General features: G+C 69.9%; 17 protein-coding genes. 10 read left to right on the forward strand and 7 right to left on the reverse strand.

What is annotated here, in order from left to right:
- Positions 1 to 6: 6 nt before the first annotated feature.
- From dxs to xseB, 3 genes are read right to left on the reverse strand one after another with little or no spacing between them, the layout of a single operon-like run.
- The gene (dxs, locus tag C7444_RS15245) at positions 7 to 1941 is read right to left on the reverse strand and encodes a 1-deoxy-D-xylulose-5-phosphate synthase (RefSeq protein ID WP_110401708.1); all 1935 of its coding nucleotides are present in this window, start codon (positions 1939 to 1941) and stop codon (positions 7 to 9) included.
- 41 nt (positions 1942 to 1982) lie between these two features.
- Complete coding sequence (locus C7444_RS15250) at positions 1983 to 2882, reverse strand: polyprenyl synthetase family protein (RefSeq protein WP_110401709.1); 900 nt, start codon at positions 2880 to 2882, stop codon at positions 1983 to 1985.
- On the reverse strand, positions 2879 to 3100 hold the full coding sequence (gene xseB, locus C7444_RS15255) for an exodeoxyribonuclease VII small subunit (RefSeq protein WP_110401710.1): 222 nt from the start codon (positions 3098 to 3100) through the stop codon (positions 2879 to 2881). Before xseB ends, C7444_RS15250 begins: the two co-directional genes overlap by 4 nt.
- Before the next feature lie 281 nt (positions 3101 to 3381).
- On the opposite strand from xseB, the gene C7444_RS15260 reads away from it, so the two are divergent.
- The 4 genes from C7444_RS15260 (at position 3382) to C7444_RS15275 (ending at position 6943) form a co-directional block, all read left to right on the forward strand.
- The gene (locus tag C7444_RS15260; protein ID WP_110401728.1) at positions 3382 to 4512 is read left to right on the forward strand and encodes an aromatic ring-hydroxylating oxygenase subunit alpha; all 1131 of its coding nucleotides are present in this window, start codon (positions 3382 to 3384) and stop codon (positions 4510 to 4512) included.
- Positions 4513 to 4593: 81 nt separating this feature from the next.
- A complete protein-coding gene (locus C7444_RS15265; protein ID WP_110401711.1) occupies positions 4594 to 5496 on the forward strand; it encodes a DMT family transporter in 903 nt (300 codons plus the stop codon).
- Between the two features lie 60 nt (positions 5497 to 5556).
- Complete coding sequence (locus C7444_RS15270) at positions 5557 to 6411, forward strand: sulfurtransferase (RefSeq protein ID WP_110401712.1); 855 nt, start codon at positions 5557 to 5559, stop codon at positions 6409 to 6411.
- A 97-nt stretch (positions 6412 to 6508) separates the two neighbouring features.
- Positions 6509 to 6943: a universal stress protein gene (locus C7444_RS15275; protein ID WP_110401713.1), complete on the forward strand. Its 435-nt coding sequence runs from the start codon at positions 6509 to 6511 to the stop codon at positions 6941 to 6943.
- Between the two features lie 20 nt (positions 6944 to 6963).
- Here the strand turns inward: C7444_RS15275 and C7444_RS15280 are convergent, their stop codons facing one another.
- Together C7444_RS15280 and C7444_RS15285 are read right to left on the reverse strand one after the other, a co-directional pair.
- Complete coding sequence (locus C7444_RS15280) at positions 6964 to 7779, reverse strand: TIGR00266 family protein (protein ID WP_110401714.1); 816 nt, start codon at positions 7777 to 7779, stop codon at positions 6964 to 6966.
- A 143-nt stretch (positions 7780 to 7922) separates the two neighbouring features.
- Complete coding sequence (locus C7444_RS15285; protein WP_110401715.1) at positions 7923 to 8687, reverse strand: hypothetical protein; 765 nt, start codon at positions 8685 to 8687, stop codon at positions 7923 to 7925.
- 131 nt (positions 8688 to 8818) lie between these two features.
- On the opposite strand from C7444_RS15285, the gene C7444_RS15290 reads away from it, so the two are divergent.
- Positions 8819 to 9631 carry an SDR family NAD(P)-dependent oxidoreductase gene (locus tag C7444_RS15290; RefSeq protein WP_110401716.1) on the forward strand — a complete coding sequence of 271 codons (813 nt, stop codon included), beginning with the start codon at positions 8819 to 8821 and terminating at the stop codon, positions 9629 to 9631.
- Positions 9632 to 9643: 12 nt separating this feature from the next.
- Positions 9644 to 11017 (forward strand): amidase, encoded by a 1374-nt coding sequence (locus C7444_RS15295; RefSeq protein ID WP_110401717.1) that lies wholly within the window; start codon positions 9644 to 9646, stop codon positions 11015 to 11017.
- 43 nt (positions 11018 to 11060) lie between these two features.
- On the opposite strand, the gene C7444_RS15300 is transcribed toward C7444_RS15295, so the two are convergent.
- A complete protein-coding gene (locus tag C7444_RS15300; RefSeq protein ID WP_110401718.1) occupies positions 11061 to 12149 on the reverse strand; it encodes an FUSC family protein in 1089 nt (362 codons plus the stop codon).
- A 354-nt stretch (positions 12150 to 12503) separates the two neighbouring features.
- Here C7444_RS15300 and C7444_RS20020 point away from each other — a divergent pair, with 354 nt between their 5' ends.
- Positions 12504 to 12788: a hypothetical protein gene (locus C7444_RS20020; RefSeq protein ID WP_146219410.1), complete on the forward strand. Its 285-nt coding sequence runs from the start codon at positions 12504 to 12506 to the stop codon at positions 12786 to 12788.
- 52 nt (positions 12789 to 12840) lie between these two features.
- On the opposite strand, the gene C7444_RS15305 is transcribed toward C7444_RS20020, so the two are convergent.
- Positions 12841 to 13461: a recombinase family protein gene (locus tag C7444_RS15305; protein ID WP_110401719.1), complete on the reverse strand. Its 621-nt coding sequence runs from the start codon at positions 13459 to 13461 to the stop codon at positions 12841 to 12843.
- Positions 13462 to 13680: 219 nt separating this feature from the next.
- Here C7444_RS15305 and C7444_RS15310 point away from each other — a divergent pair, with 219 nt between their 5' ends.
- Genes C7444_RS15310 through C7444_RS15320 form a run of 3 tightly spaced genes read left to right on the forward strand, consistent with a single transcriptional unit; the run spans position 13681 to position 14520 of the window.
- Positions 13681 to 13953: a hypothetical protein gene (locus tag C7444_RS15310; RefSeq protein ID WP_110401720.1), complete on the forward strand. Its 273-nt coding sequence runs from the start codon at positions 13681 to 13683 to the stop codon at positions 13951 to 13953.
- Positions 13941 to 14147, forward strand: coding sequence for a hypothetical protein (locus C7444_RS15315; RefSeq protein WP_110401721.1), 207 nt, complete (start codon positions 13941 to 13943; stop codon positions 14145 to 14147). The genes C7444_RS15310 and C7444_RS15315 overlap by 13 nt, the downstream gene beginning before the upstream one ends.
- A gap of 1 nt (position 14148) precedes the next feature.
- Entirely contained in the window at positions 14149 to 14520 is a 372-nt protein-coding gene (locus C7444_RS15320) for a hypothetical protein (protein ID WP_110401722.1), read from the forward strand.
- Positions 14521 to 14672 lie beyond the last annotated feature (152 nt).

Consider the following 14672-nt stretch of genomic DNA (forward strand, 5'->3'; position numbering starts at 1 on the left):
GGAAACTCAGTGGTTGGCCGCCAGCGCCGGGGGCGTGACGAGCGTGGCCGGTGCGCCGAAGCGGCGCACGATGGCCGCCTCGATGCCGGGGGCGTCCAGCCCGCAGCGCGACAGCAGCACCGCCGGATCGCCGTGGTCGATGAAATGGTCGGGCAGGCCCAGCGTCAGCACCGGCAGCGTGATGCCGGCCGCGCTCAGCGCCTCCATCACGGCCGAGCCGGCGCCACCCATCAGGCAGCCTTCCTCGACGGTGACGAGGGCGTCGTGGCTTCGGGCCAGCCGCTCGAGCAGCGCCGTGTCCAGCGGCTTGATGAAGCGCATGTTGGCCACCGTCGCGTCCAGGCGCTGCGCGGCGTCCAGCGCCGGGTAGAGCAGCGTGCCGAAGGCGAGGATCGCCACCCGCGGGGTGCTGCCGCCCGCGGCGAGCGTGGCTTCGCGCACGACCTCGCCCTGGCCCCAGGGCAGGGTGTCGAGCGTGGCCTCGGGCGTCACGCCCGCGCCGCTGCCGCGCGGGTAGCGCACGGCCACCGGGTGGTCGCGGTGGAAGGCGGTGGTCAGCGCGCGGCGCAGCTCGGCCTCGTTGGCCGGGGCGATCACGCCCATGTTCGGGATGCAGCGCACGAAGGCGATGTCGTAGGCCCCGGCGTGCGTCGCGCCGTCGGCGCCGACCAGGCCGGCCCGGTCGAGCGCGAACACCATCGGCAGGTTCTGCAGCGCGACGTCGTGGATCAGCTGGTCGTAGGCGCGCTGCAGGAAGGTCGAGTAGATCGCGACCACCGGCCTCAGGCCTTCACAGGCCAGGCCGGCGGCGAAGGTCACGGCGTGCTGCTCGGCGATGCCCACGTCGTGGTAACGCTCGGGAAAACGCTGGTGGAACTCGACCATGCCCGAGCCTTCGCGCATCGCCGGCGTGACGGCCACCAGCCGCGCATCGGCCGCGGCCATGTCGCACAGCCAGCTGCCGAAGACCTGGGTGAAGGTCTGCTTGGGGGGCGTCACCGGCTTGACGAAGCCCACCGCCGGGTCGAAGCGGCCCGCGGCGGCGTGGTACTTGACCGGGTCGGCTTCGGCCAGCTTGTAGCCGTAGCCCTTCTTGGTGACCACGTGCAGGAACTGCGCGCCCTTGTTGTCGCGCAGGTTCTCGAGCGTGGGGATCAGCGCGTCGAGGTCGTGGCCGTCGATCGGGCCGACGTAGTTGAAGCCGAATTCCTCGAAGATCGTGCCCGGTGCGACCATGCCCTTGGCGTGTTCCTCCAGCTTGCGGGCCAGCTCGAACAGCGGGGGCGCGTTGCGCAGCACGTTCTTGGCGCCTTCGCGGGCGGCGGTGTAGAACTTGCCGCTCATCAGCCGGGCCAGGTGCTTGTTGAGCGCGCCCACCGGCGGGCTGATCGACATGTCGTTGTCGTTGAGCACCACCAGCAGGTTGGGCACCTGGCCGTTGTGCGGCATGCCGCCGTTGTTCAGCGCCTCGAAGGCCATGCCCGCGGTCATCGCGCCGTCGCCGATGATGGCCACGCAGTGGCGGTGCTCCCCCTTCTGCTGCGAGCCCAGCGCCATGCCGAGCGCCGCCGAGATCGAGGTCGACGAGTGGGCGGTGCCGAAGGCGTCGTAGGGGCTCTCGTCGCGCTTGGGGAAGCCCGACAGGCCGTCGAGCTGGCGCAGCGTGCCCATGCGGTCGCGTCGCCCCGTCAGCACCTTGTGCGGATAGGTCTGGTGACCGACGTCCCACACCAGCCGGTCGTCCGGCGTCTGGAAGACGTGGTGCAGCGCGATCGTCAGCTCGACCGTGCCGAGGTTGGACGACAGGTGGCCGCCCGTGCGCGAGACGGTCTGCAGCACGAAGTCACGCAGCTCCACCGCCAGTTGCTTGAGTTCGGTGCGGGAGAGCTGGCGCAGGTCGCTGGGCGACTCGATACGGGAAAGCAGCGGGTGGGCAGTCATCGCGAGGGGGTCCGTCTGTCGGTGCCGGCGTCGTGCGGCGCTCAGCTGGTGCGGTCGACGACACGGTCGGCCAGCTGGGCCAGCAGTGCGGTGTCGTTCAGCGCGCTGCGCTGCAGCGCGGCCTGGGCCTGGGCGTGCAGGCTGGCGGCCCGATCCCGGGCCCCGGCCAGGCCGAGCAGCGACACGTAGGTGGGCTTGTTGTGGTCGGCGTCCTTGCCGGCGGTCTTGCCCAGCACGTCGGACGCCTGGGTCACGTCGAGGATGTCGTCGACGACCTGGAAGGCCAGCCCGATCGCCGAGCCGTAGTCGGCCAGCGCCTGCCAGGCCTGCGGGCTGACGGTGCCGCAGACCGCGCCCATCAGCACGCTGGCCTGCAGCAGGGCGCCGGTCTTGCGGCGGTGCATGTCCTGCAGCGCCGGCTCGTCGAGCGGGCGGCCGACGCTGGCCAGGTCGATGGCCTGGCCGCCGGCCATGCCCTGCACGCCCGAGGCCCGCGCCAGCAGGCGGCACAGCCGGGCCTGCAGCGCGGCGGGGGGCGCATCCGCCTCGTGCTCGTCGGGGGTCAGCACGTCGAAGGCGAGGGCCTGCATCGCGTCGCCGGCCAGCATCGCCTGGGCTTCGCCGAACTGCACGTGCACGGTCGGCTTGCCGCGTCGCAGCACGTCGTTGTCCATGCAGGGCAGGTCGTCGTGGATCAGCGAATAGGCGTGGATCAGCTCCACCGCGCAGGCGGCACGCAGGGCGGCGCCCTCGTGGCCCTGCACCGCGGCGGCGGTGGCCAGCACCAGCAGCGGCCGCAGCCGCTTGCCGCCGTCGAGCACGCCGTAGCGCATCGCCAGCCCCAGGCCGGCGGGGGCGTCACCGCAGACGTGGTGATCCAGGGCCGTTTCGACCCGCTGCAGCTCGGCCTGTGACCAGGCGTCGAAATCGGCCGGACTCATGCGTTGTCGATCCACGGTTTGAGTTGTCCTTCTTCCAGTACGTTGACCTGCTGCTCCACCGCTTCCAGGCGGCCGCGGCAGAACGCGAGCAGCTCGGCGCCGCGCCGGTAGCTGTCGAACAGACCGTCCAGCGGCAGCTGCGACGTCTCCATGGCCTGGACCAGGCGTTCCAGTTCGGCCAGTGCCGTCTCGTAGCTGGCAGGCGTTGTGGTGGTCATGGCGTCCGGACAGGTGGGCAGTGGCGGCGGAAGAGGCCGATTGTAGAGGGGCTGCATGCCCGTCCAGCGGCTTCTCCTGTGGTGCGGACGGGGCGCACGACGTCCCGGCGCACCATGGCGGGGCCAAGAATGTCACGAAAAATCAGGGATTCGACATGGCTTGCGCTACACTGGCAAGTTCGCCTTGGCATCCGCCCACCCCGGTCCACCCTGCAGGCCCTGGCGATCAAGGACCGATTCGGGTGGTGGTTCGACATGGATTTTTGGAGATCCTGGGGATCATGTCCGACCTGAGCATCACACTCGACGCTCTTCAACGCAGCCGCACTCAATTGCCGGTCACGAGTTACTTCGACCAGGCCCTCTTCGACCGGGAGATGCGCATCATCTTCCCCTCCGGTGCGCGCTACGTCGGGCACGAGCTGATGGTGCCCGAGGTGGGTGATTACCACGCCCTCGCGCACGAGGGCGAGGGGCGCGCGCTCATCCGCACGAAGAACGGCGTCGAGCTGGTCTCCAACGTCTGCCGCCATCGGCAGGCCGTGATGCTCAAGGGCCGCGGCCACACCGGCAGCAATGTCGTGTGCCCGCTGCACCGCTGGACCTACGACCTGCAGGGCCAGCTGATCGGCGCGCCGCACTTCAAGGAAGACCCGTGCCTGAACCTGCGCAACTACCCGGTGCAGGTCTGGAACGGCATGGTCTTCGAGCGGACGGACGGGGGGCGCGACGTGGCGGCCGATCTGGCCGGCATGGGGCCGCGCCAGGCGCTGGACTTCGAGGGCTACGTCTTCGACCACGTCGTCCAGCACGAGTGCAACTACAACTGGAAGACCTTCATCGAGGTCTATCTGGAGGACTACCACGTCGGTCCCTTCCACCCCGGCCTGGGCAACTTCGTCACCTGCGACGACCTGCGCTGGGAGATGGGCAGCGAGTACTCGGTGCAGACCGTCGGCGTGGCCCAGGGCGCGGGCAAGGCGCTGGGCAAGTCCGGCTCGGCGGTCTACGAGCGCTGGCACGAGCAGGTGCTGAAGTACCAGAACGGCGTGATGCCCGAGCACGGCGCGATCTGGCTGACCTACTACCCGACCGTCATGGTGGAGTGGTACCCGAACGTGCTGACGGTGTCCACGCTGCACCCGATCAGCCCGACCAAGACGCTCAACACCGTGGAGTTCTACTACCCGGAGGAGATCGCCGCCTTCGAGCGTGACTATGTGGAGGCCCAGAAGGCCGCCTACATGGAGACCTGCATCGAGGACGACGAGATCGGCGAGCGCATGGACGCGGGCCGCAAGGCGCTGATGGACCGTGGCGACAACGAGGTCGGTCCCTACCAGAGCCCGATGGAAGACGGCATGCAGCACTTCCACGAGTGGTACCGGCGCGCCATGGACTTCAAGGACTGAACGCGCGGGTCACCGTGCCGCAGCGGGGCCACCTTCGGGTGGCCTTTTTTCCGTCCGCGCCCGACCCGCTAGGATCACGGCATGTCTGCTCCCCTGATGATGGTCCTGGCGACCCTGCTGTTCGCCTGCATGGGCGTGTGCGTCAAGCTCGCGGCCGTCCACTACGACACCGGCGAGATCGTGATGTACCGGGGCCTGGTCGGGGCGCTGATGATGGCGGCGCTGTCGCGCCAGCGTGGCGAGTCGCTGGCCACCACCGTGCCGGGCATGCACCTGTGGCGCAGCCTGGTCGGCGTCTCGGCGCTGTGCCTGTGGTTCTACGCCATCGGCGGGCTGCCCCTGCCCACGGCGATGACGCTGAACTACATGTCCTCGGTGTGGATGGCGATGTTCCTGATCGGCGGGGCGATCCTGATGGGCGGCGCCCGGATCGACTGGCGCCTGATCGTGACCGTGCTGGCCGGATTCGTCGGGGTGGCGCTGATCCTGCGGCCGACGATCGCCCAGTCGCAGCTCTGGTACGGCCTGGTCGGGCTGCTGTCGGGCATGCTGTCCGCGCTGGCCTATCTGCAGGTCACGGCGCTGGGCCGGCTGGGTGAGCCCGAGAGCCGGGTCGTGTTCTATTTCTCCTGCGGCGGCCTGAGCGTGGGCCTGGTGCTGACGCTGATCGTCGGCGAGCTGCATGCCCACACGCTGCGTGGTGGCCTGCTGCTGCTGGCCACCGGCCTGTTCGCCACCGCGGCCCAGGTGCTGATGACCAAGGCCTATGCCACCGGGCGGCCGCTGGTCAATGCCAGCCTGCAGTACCTCGGCATCGTGCACTCCTTCGTCTTCAGCGTGCTGCTGTTCGACGATCCGGTGCACTGGATGTCGGCGCTGGGCATGGTGATCATCATCGGCGCGGGCATCGCCGCGGCCAGCCTGCGCCAGGGGGCGGGGCCGGCCGCCAGCCGCTCCACCCTGGCGCCCGACATCGAGCCCTGAGCCCGGGCGCCTGCCGCCCGCATCCACCTTCCCGTTTCCGGAGTCCCGTGCATGAATCCGATGCTTTCCCCGCTCATCGACGCGACCGAGCTGGCCGCCGTGATCGACCAGGTGCTGCTGTTCGACGTGCGCTTCGACCTGGCGCGGCCCGATGCCGGCCACGAGGCCTGGCTGCAGGGCCACCTGCCGGGGGCGGTCTACCTGCACCTCGACCGTGACCTGAGTGCGCCGGCGGGCAGCGACCAGGCCTGCAGCGGCGGTCGGCATCCGCTGCCGACCCGCGCGGAGGTGGCCCGTCGAGCCCATGGCTGGGGCGTCGCGCCCGGGCGCCGGGTGGTCGTCTGCGATGCGCAGGGGGGCATGTTCGCCGCCCGGCTGTGGTGGATGCTGCGCTGGCTGGGCCACGCCGAGGTGCAGGTGCTCGATGGTGGCGTGCCGGCCTGGGTGCGCGCGGGTGGCGTGCTGCAGACCGGTGCGGTCCTGCCGCAGCCGGCGCCCGGCGAGGGGCCGGCCCCGATGGCCGCGGCGCCCGGCATGGCCACGCTGGGCGCCGATGCGCTGCAGGCGGCACTGGGCCGCTGCTGCCTGATCGACGCCCGGGCACCGGAGCGCTGGCGGGGGGATGTCGAACCGCTGGATCCGGTGGCCGGCCACATTCCCGGCGCGCTGAACCGGCCGTTCAGCGCCAATCTGGGGGCCGATGGCCGTTTCCTGCCGCCCGAGGCGCTGCGTGCGGCCTTCCTGGCGCTCACGGCGGCGGCGGTCGGCCCGGTCGTGCACCAGTGCGGCTCCGGGGTGACGGCCTGCCACAACCTGCTGGCCATGGAAGCGGCGGGCCTGACCGGGTCGGCGCTCTATCCCGGCTCCTGGAGCGAGTGGTGCCGTGATCCCGCCCGGCCGGTGGCGCGGGGCTGAGTCGCGCGGCCGATGACCCTGTTTGCTTGAGGTCCGTCAAGTCGCGGGGCATCGGGCAGCGCATCATGTCGGTGTTCACTCGATACAGGAGGTCCTCATGTACAAGCGCATTCTGGTTCCCACCGACGGCTCCGACATCACCGCCAAGGCCATCGCCTCGGCCGTGCAGCTCGCCGGCCTGACCGGTGCCTCGATCGTCACGCTGGCCGTCAAGGAGCCGTTCCCGTACAGCGCGATCTCGGAGATGCAGCCGATTCCGCCGCAGGAGTTCTTCGACGCCCAGGAGCGCATCGCCGAGCGCAACCTGACCACCGTGAAGACCGCGTGCGCCGCGGCCGGCCTGGCGTGTGATGCGGCCGCGGTCGAGGCGCTGCACCCGTGGGAGGCCATCCTGGAGCGCGCCACCGAGACCGGCTGCGACCTGATCGTGATGGCCTCGCATGGTCGCCGTGGCGTGTCGGCGCTGCTGCTGGGCAGCGAAACGCAGAAGGTGCTGACCCACAGCACCATCCCGGTGCTCGTGACCCGCTGAGCGGGTCCGGCGCGGTGACCTCAGTCGTCGTCGCCACCGCCCAGCAGGCCGCCGAGCATGCCGCCCGCGGCCAGGCCGCCCAGCATCGAGCCTTCTTCGCGGCTGCCGCCGTTCTGCGGCGCCGCGGCGAAGATGCGGCTGGCCAGGCGCGAGAAGGGCAGCGTCTGCAGCCAGACCGTGCCGGGGCCGGTCAGGCGCGCCAGGAACACGCCCTCGCCGCCGAACAGCGCGGTCTTGATCTTGCCGACGTACTGGATCTCGAAGTTCACGTCCGGCGTGCAGGCCACCAGGCAGCCGGTGTCGACCAGCAGCGTCTGGCCGGGCTGCAGCTCGCGGCGCACCACCGTGCCGCCGGCGTGCACGAAGGCCAGTCCGTCGCCTTCGAGCTTCTGCATGATGAAACCTTCGCCGCCGAAGAACCCCACCGACAGCTTCTGCTGGAAGTGGATGCCCAGCGACACGCCGCGTGCGGCGCACAGGAAGGCGTCCTTCTGGCAGATCAGCATGCCGCCCAGCGCCCGCAGGTCCATCGGCAGGATCTTGCCGGGGTAGGGGGCGGCGAAGGCCACGCGCTTCTTGCCGCTGCCCTGGTTGGTGTAGACGGTGGTGAACAGCGACTCGCCGGTGATCAGCCGCTTACCCGCCCCGAGCAGCTTGCCGAACAGGCCGCCCGGCTGGCGCCCACCGTCGCCGAAGACCGTGTCCATGTCGATGGACGCATCCATGAACATCAGGCTGCCGGCCTCGCCGATCGCGGCCTCGCCGGGGTCGAGCTCGATCTCGACGAACTGCATCTCCGAGCCCTTGATCTCGTAGTCGATCACGTCCATGGCCATCTTGTGTGCTCCTGAGGGTCTGTCATGAAGAGGGGATCCGGGCGCGCCCGCTGCCGGCCGTCGCCCCGCGCGCGGCGATCATAACGAGCCACCGGCGGACCTGGACCGGGGCCGGGGCCGGGGCCGGCCCGGGCGCCTGCCGATCAGTTCGATGCGGTCGCCGGGGCCGAAGCCGCCGCGGCGGCCCGCAGCGGGGCCGCCAGCCGGGTCTCGAAGTCGGCCGGCGCGACATACTGCATCACCACCCGGCTGCGTCCGCTGGCGTCCAGCGCCACCACCAGGCCCCGTTCGGGGTAGAGCAGGTCCAGCGTGCCGCCGTGTTCGGTCAGGCGCTCGGCCGGAGGGCCCAGGCGCTGGACCAGGGCCTCCTCGTCCAGCCGTGCCGCGGGCAGGAACACCAGCCCGTCGATCAGGTGTTCGCGGGCCCGGGCCGCATCGGCCGCATTCAGGCTGAAGCGCTGGGCGCCGCTGGCCTGTGCCTGCCCCTTGACGGCCTGCTCGGCCCAGGCGCGCAAGGTGTCCGGATCGGCGCTGGCGCTGAGCACCAGCTTGCCCTGCAGCGGGCCGATGCTGATCGAGGTCAGGAAGGCTTCCAGGCTCAGCGTGCCATCGGCGGCACGCAGCACCCCGAGCTCCATCACCTCGGACGGCCAGCGGGCGGCCGCATCCCGCAGCCGGCTGCCGGGCGTGTCACCGGTGGCCCGCAGCGCCGCGGCGCGGGCGGTCAGCGTCAGCCCGAGCACCTCGCTGCGGCCGTCCGCGTCGATGCGGACCCGCCAGGGCAGGTCACGCTTCAGCGTGTCGCCGACCTGCTCGTCGGGGCGGCCGTGCAGCTGCTGCCAGGCGAACGGTGCCAGCAGCGCGATCACGATGCCCAGCAAGGTCAGCAGCAGGACCGCCGCGATCATGCGGGCGGTGGATCGTCCACGCTGGCGGGATCGGGCAGGGGGAGGGCAGGTCGCGATAAACGTCATGGATCGGGGCCCGGACAGGCCCTGAAAAGAAGGACAAGACACCCACTGTAAGCAAGAATGCAGGCATGGACCCCGCGCTGCATCATCCACCCCGTCACCTGACCTTGCTGACCGGCGCCTCGCGCGGCCTGGGCTTGGCCATGGCCCGTGAACTGCTGGCCCGACCCGGGCAGCACCTGATCGCCATCGCCCGCCACTGTCCGTTCGACGAGCTGCAGGCGCTGGCGCAGGCCCATGGCAACACCTTGACCTGCTGGCCGCTCGACCTGACCGATCCGGCGGCGGCGGCCCGCCAGCTGGACGAATGGCTGGATCGGGCCGACGCGCGTGCCTGGAGCCGGGTCACGCTGATCAACAACGCCGGCGTGCTGGCCGACCCGGGTCCGCTGGCCGATCAGGCCCCCGAGCAGCTGCAGGCCGTGCTGAGGGTGGGGCTGGAGGCGCCGCTGCTGCTGACCAGCGTGTTGCTGCAGCGCACCCGCGGATGGCCGGCGCGGCGCCGTGGCCAGGTCCGGGTGCTGAACATCTCGTCCGGCCTGGGGCGTCGCCCGATGGCCGGCAGCGCCGCCTACTGCGCGGCCAAGGCCGGCCTGGACCTGTTCAGCGCCGCCGTCGGCCTGGAGGAGCAGGCGCTGGCGGACCACGCGGAACAGCTGCCGGTGCGCATCGTCTCGCTGGCCCCCGGCGTCGTCGACACCGACATGCAGGTGCAGCTGCGTGACGCGGATCCGATCGGCTTTCCCGACCGGGCGCGTTTCGTCGACCTGCAGCGCCAGGGCCTGCTCGACAGCCCGGCACAGGCCGCGACCCGGGTGCTGGCCTGGCTGGACCGGGCCGACTTCGGGGATCCGGTGATCGCCGATGTGCGTCACCCCTGAGCGAGGGTCGTGATGACGGTGGCATCGACCCCGGGGGCCGCGGACACGACCGTGCGCTCGCTGTCGGCCGCCTTGCGGTCCGGTGCCACCACGGCCCAGGCCCTGACCGAGGCGGCACTGGCCCGCGCGACGGACCCGCTGGGCGAGGGCGCCCGGGTCTTCACCCGCCTGGAGGTGCAGGGCGCCCGGGCGGCGGCCATGGCCAGCGACCTGCTGCGCCCGTGGCAGGGGCCACGCTCGGTGCTCGACGGCCTGCCGGTCTCGGTCAAGGACCTGTTCGACATCGCCGGCCAGCCGACCCCGGCCGGCTCGCGGGTGCTGGCCGATGCGGCCCCTGCCGTGCGCAGCGCCACCGTCGTGCGCCGCCTGCAGGCCGCCGGGGCCGTCATCGTCGGCCGCACCAACATGACCGAGTTCGCCTACTCCGGCCTCGGGCTGAATCCGCACCATGGCACGCCGCTGAACCCCTGGGACCGCGCCACCGGCCGCATTCCCGGCGGCTCGTCCAGCGGGGCGGCCGTGTCCGTCAGCGATGGCATGGCGGTGGCGGCCATCGGCTCGGACACCGGTGGCTCCGTGCGCATCCCGGCGGCGCTGTGCGGGCTGGCGGGTTTCAAGCCCACGGCCCGCCGGGTCAGCCTGGAGGGGGTGCTGCCGCTGTCGACCCACCTGGATTCGATCGGGCCGATCGCCCGCTCCGTGGCCTGCTGCGCCGAGGTCGACGCGCTGCTCGCCGGGGACGGGGACGCGGTCACCGCACCGGCCCGCTTGCGTGGACTGCGTCTGCTGGTGCCGCAGACGGTGGCGCTGGACGATCTGGAGGCCGAGGTGGCCGCGGCGTTCGCGAGCAGCCTGTCCCGCCTGTCGGCCGCCGGGGTGCGGATCGACGAGCAGCCCCTGCCGGTGCTGTCCCGGCTGGCCTCGATCAATGCCCGGGGCGGCTTCACCGCGGCCGAGGCCTGGGCCTGGCACCGTGACCTGATCGCGCGGGCCGGCGACCGGTACGACCCGCGTGTCGTGTCGCGCATCCGCCGCGGGGAGGCCATGAGCGCGGCCGACCTGATCGACGTGATCCAGGCCCGCCGCGCCTGGGTGGACGAGGTGAACCAGGCCCTGGCCGGCCACGACGCGATGCTGATGCCGACCGTGCCCCTGGTGGCCCCGGCGCTGCAGCCCCTGCAGGACAGCGACGACGGGTATGGCCGTGCCAACCTGCTGATGCTGCGCAACCCGACGCTGATCAACTTCCTCGACGGCTGTGCGCTGTCGCTGCCCTGCCACCGGCCCGGCGACGCGCCGGTGGGTCTGATGGTGGCCGGTGTCGGTGGCGCGGACCGGCGCATCCTGGCGATCGGCCTGGCCATCGAGCAGGCGCTCCGGCACTGAGGCGCAGCCGCAGGCCCGGTGCGGGCCGGGTCGCGGCGGCGTTTCAGGGCCGCACGGGCACCAGCCGGCGCAGCAGCCGCCCGGCCACCTGCCTGAATCCCGCGTGGTGCAGGCACAGGCCGCCCAGCAGACCCATCAGGCAGCCGAGCACCGTGTCGAGCAGGCGCGCCTGCATCAGGTCGACCGCGCTGGCGCGGCCGGTGGTGGCCGCCTCGGCCAGCAGCAGCGTCAGCGGAGTGATGAAGATGACGGCAAAGCCGTAGTGCCGCACCACCACCATCTCCACGATGAAGGTCAGCACCATCATTGTCGGCACGAAGCGCCACGGGTCCATCGGCCAGAGCAGCAGCAGCCACGACAGCAGCAGCCCCGCGCAGGTGCCCAGCACCCGGTGCAGCTGGCGGTTCCAGACCGCCCGCAGCGAGGCCCCCTGGATCACCGCCAGGCAGCTCACCGGCACCCAGTAGGGCCGTTCCAGCTGCAGGGCCTGCGCCAGCGCCAGCGACAGGCCGACGAACACCCCGATCACCACGGGGTCGAGCACCACGAAGTCGAAGGTCGGCCGGGGCAGGGGGCGGGCCGGCTCGGCCGCCCGCAGGCGCAGCATCCACAGGCTGTAGCCGAACGCGATCAGGCAGGCCTGCAGCGTGCCCAGGAACATCAGCCCGACCAGCAGCGGCACCTCGGCCGCCTGCGCCGGGGTGTAGGCCCCGATGGCCGCGGCCATGACGAAGAACAGGCTGCCGGGCGGCCCCAGGGCGTAGATCCGCCCCAGCATCGTGATCAGCGTGGCGGCGGTGGCCAGCACCACCACGGTCAGGCCGGGCAGGAAATGGCTGGCCACCCCCAGTGCATAGCTGGCCGTCATCATGAAGCTGCAGGCCATCAGCGACGCCATGCGGTGGTGCATCGGCGTGTCGGGCGTGTGGAGCAGCACCAGGGCGCCCATCGACGCCACGAGGCCCTGCTCCAGGTGCCCGATGCACGCGCCGATCAGCAGCGGCAGTCCGGTGGCCAGCGCCGCCGCCAGCGGCAGCTGCCAGCGCCGGTTGCTGGCCTGCACCGCCACCAGGTGCTGCCATTCGGCCCGCAGCAGGCGAGCCAGTCGTTTCCATCCATGTTCGGTGTTCATGCGGGATCGGTTGATGTCGGGCAGACCGGAAAAACAAAAAGGCCCTAGAGCGTTGATTCTCTAGGACCTTTTTTTTGACTGGTGGAGCCGGGGGGATTCGGGTGTACCAATTCAGCCGGCGGCCAGCAGGGGCGTACATAGAGGAAAGCGTCGCGAGCCGGTGCCCCAATCGGGACACCCAATTGTGCTTCAAACGGACCCCGCCGGGGCCGCCCGGGCACGGACGCCGGTTCGATTTCCAAATTCCGAAAATAGAAAAACTCTGCGGGGCCACACCCTGAATGCGCGGTAGTCCGGGTGCATGGGGTGTGCTGGGCCCATAGAATTCAAGAAACAGCAGGGAACGGTGCACACATGCCCAAACGAATCAATGTCTACGCTTCTGATGCCAATGAACCGCGCATTCGCGCGGTCTGCGACCGGCACCACATTCCCGTCTCCAACCTCCTTGAGGCAGTCGCACTCTGCATGACCGACGCAGAGATCGCAGACCTCAAGGAACGGCACCGTCAAATGCGGCGCGTCGAGAAGGGCATGGCAGACGCGCTCGACGATCAGGTCCTGTCTAGGCTGCGTGGGATGACGCCCTCCCAGCTCGAAACCGTCATCAAGGCGATCGACGCCGCCCAGACTCTGTGAGTCCTCGGGCGGCATCTCCGGCCGCCCCCAGCCGCCGCCATGGGGCGCCCGATTACGCGCTGGCGCTGGTCGACGTGTAGCGCTTCACGGTCGCTTCAGACACGTCAAAGTGCTTGGCGGTCTCCGAGATGCTCGCGGGCTTGCCGTCCTTGCCATTGGCGGCCCGCCACCCCTTCAGCTCGGCGGGCAGCACCTTGTGCGCACGCCCGCCCAGACGGTCCTTGCCTCTGTGGGTCTTGCCGGTCTTTGCCATCGAGTCACGCGCAGCGGCCCGCCCATCCTGTGCGCGCTCGTTGATCCGGTCCTTCTCCATCTTGGCGACCTGAGCCAGCACGGCAACGATCAATTCCCCGACGCCCTTTGCGATCGGCCCCAGACCGAGGATGTAGACCGTGACGCTTCTTTTGATCAGATCGCCGACCGTACTCTGAACGTCGATGGCGTCCCGCCCCAGGCGGTCAATTGCGTACACGTACAGAGTGTCGCCGGCTCGAATGCTTTCGGACATTTGCCTGAAGCCGGGCCGACTCATGGCCGCAACGCCACCGCTCACGCCTTCGTCTTGGTACTCCTTCAAGAACCCTTCCTGTCCGACCTCCTTCAACAGCGCCTCACGCTGTGCGGTGATCGACTGGCCCAAGGTGCTGACCCGGTAGTACGCGATGTGTGCCATGTGTGCCTTTTCTGGTGCTTAACTTAGGGGTTTGATTTTGAGCCGGATCATATGCTCAAACCCCTACGATTTGAGCCATGGTTTTGGCCCCGTTTCCTGTGGGCTCACAACTTACGAGTTGTGAGCCAACGATGGATCATACATCAATCAGAATCTATTGATGCAAATTGATGCCGATTGATGTACACTCGTGACTCCCACACTACAGGAGCGCCAACAATGGCCGTCCGAACCACCGTCACCCTCACCGATGACACCGCCTACGTCATGGGCGAGATCAAGAACCACACCGGGATCACCCCGCCCGAGCTCATCAACAAAATCTTGCTCGGGCATTTGAGCGAGCTGTGGGAGTACCTGCGGCACCTCGAATCTCTCCCCGAGGGCGAATCGCCTGCCCGCAGCCAAGCTATCAACCTACTGCGCAGCTACGGCCCGGCCAGCCTGAGCGACTCGGTCAAGCACGCCAAGGAAAACCCATGGACGCGCTGAACCACTGCCGCTTCGTCGACCTGCCGACCGCGCAGGACACGGCCGACGCGCTGACCGACCGGACGAGCGTCGAGCTCGCCCCGGGCGTCACGCTGCACACCGGCCACCGCCAGGGCATGCCTACATTCGTCATCACCACTGCTGGCGCTGATGACCTGTCGGCCGTGATCGCGGAAGACCTCGCGGACGAATGAGATGACACTCAAGACGCTCCCGACCCCGCTGGAGCCCGAGGATGAAAAGGACCGGGCACGGTCCTTTTTTTTGCTCGTGGAAGAAGCCCGAGCCAGGACCGGGATTGACCGCGTGCGCTTCGACGGCGTCACGGCCAGGACCGCCGACCCGGCCACGTCCATTCGTGACCTGATGATCATGGCCGAAACTCAGCAGGACCCCGCCCTGCTGTGGGTCATCCATGAAGAGCTGACGCGCCGCGATATTCCGCCCATCTTCCGAACCTATCCCTTGGAGATGACCCGGCAGCTTGAGTTTCTGCGGACGGCGGTCGATCTGCACTGGCTGGCAACCAAACACCCCGCAGGGCGATTGCATGAAGCTCTTGCCTGAAATCGGTGCTACAAGAGCGAGTTTTTGACGCCCCCGATGCCCGACAACCAGCCCCTGCCCCCCGCGCCTGAAGCCCTCGGCGACCTGGCGGCGTTCGCCGAACTCGACGACCCGCGCAGCCGGCGTTGCCGCTACCCGCTGGAGGAGTTGCT

The organism is Sphaerotilus hippei (genome assembly GCF_003201595.1).
GTDB lineage: Bacteria > Pseudomonadota > Gammaproteobacteria > Burkholderiales > Burkholderiaceae_C > Sphaerotilus > Sphaerotilus hippei.

What these genes read in the sequence shown, in the direction of transcription:
- dxs (WP_110401708.1), bottom strand. Translation starts at nt 1,941, where the DNA reads ATGACTGCCCACCCGCTGCTTTCCCGTATCGAGTCGCCCAGCGACCTG.
- C7444_RS15250 (WP_110401709.1), bottom strand. Translation starts at nt 2,882, where the DNA reads ATGAGTCCGGCCGATTTCGACGCCTGGTCACAGGCCGAGCTGCAGCGG.
- xseB (WP_110401710.1), bottom strand. Translation starts at nt 3,100, where the DNA reads ATGACCACCACAACGCCTGCCAGCTACGAGACGGCACTGGCCGAACTG.
- C7444_RS15260 (WP_110401728.1), top strand. Translation starts at nt 3,382, where the DNA reads ATGTCCGACCTGAGCATCACACTCGACGCTCTTCAACGCAGCCGCACT.
- C7444_RS15265 (WP_110401711.1), top strand. Translation starts at nt 4,594, where the DNA reads ATGTCTGCTCCCCTGATGATGGTCCTGGCGACCCTGCTGTTCGCCTGC.
- C7444_RS15270 (WP_110401712.1), top strand. Translation starts at nt 5,557, where the DNA reads ATGCTTTCCCCGCTCATCGACGCGACCGAGCTGGCCGCCGTGATCGAC.
- C7444_RS15275 (WP_110401713.1), top strand. Translation starts at nt 6,509, where the DNA reads ATGTACAAGCGCATTCTGGTTCCCACCGACGGCTCCGACATCACCGCC.
- C7444_RS15280 (WP_110401714.1), bottom strand. Translation starts at nt 7,779, where the DNA reads ATGGCCATGGACGTGATCGACTACGAGATCAAGGGCTCGGAGATGCAG.
- C7444_RS15285 (WP_110401715.1), bottom strand. Translation starts at nt 8,687, where the DNA reads ATGATCGCGGCGGTCCTGCTGCTGACCTTGCTGGGCATCGTGATCGCG.
- C7444_RS15290 (WP_110401716.1), top strand. Translation starts at nt 8,819, where the DNA reads ATGGACCCCGCGCTGCATCATCCACCCCGTCACCTGACCTTGCTGACC.
- C7444_RS15295 (WP_110401717.1), top strand. Translation starts at nt 9,644, where the DNA reads ATGACGGTGGCATCGACCCCGGGGGCCGCGGACACGACCGTGCGCTCG.
- C7444_RS15300 (WP_110401718.1), bottom strand. Translation starts at nt 12,149, where the DNA reads ATGAACACCGAACATGGATGGAAACGACTGGCTCGCCTGCTGCGGGCC.
- C7444_RS20020 (WP_146219410.1), top strand. Translation starts at nt 12,504, where the DNA reads ATGCCCAAACGAATCAATGTCTACGCTTCTGATGCCAATGAACCGCGC.
- C7444_RS15305 (WP_110401719.1), bottom strand. Translation starts at nt 13,461, where the DNA reads ATGGCACACATCGCGTACTACCGGGTCAGCACCTTGGGCCAGTCGATC.
- C7444_RS15310 (WP_110401720.1), top strand. Translation starts at nt 13,681, where the DNA reads ATGGCCGTCCGAACCACCGTCACCCTCACCGATGACACCGCCTACGTC.
- C7444_RS15315 (WP_110401721.1), top strand. Translation starts at nt 13,941, where the DNA reads ATGGACGCGCTGAACCACTGCCGCTTCGTCGACCTGCCGACCGCGCAG.
- C7444_RS15320 (WP_110401722.1), top strand. Translation starts at nt 14,149, where the DNA reads ATGACACTCAAGACGCTCCCGACCCCGCTGGAGCCCGAGGATGAAAAG.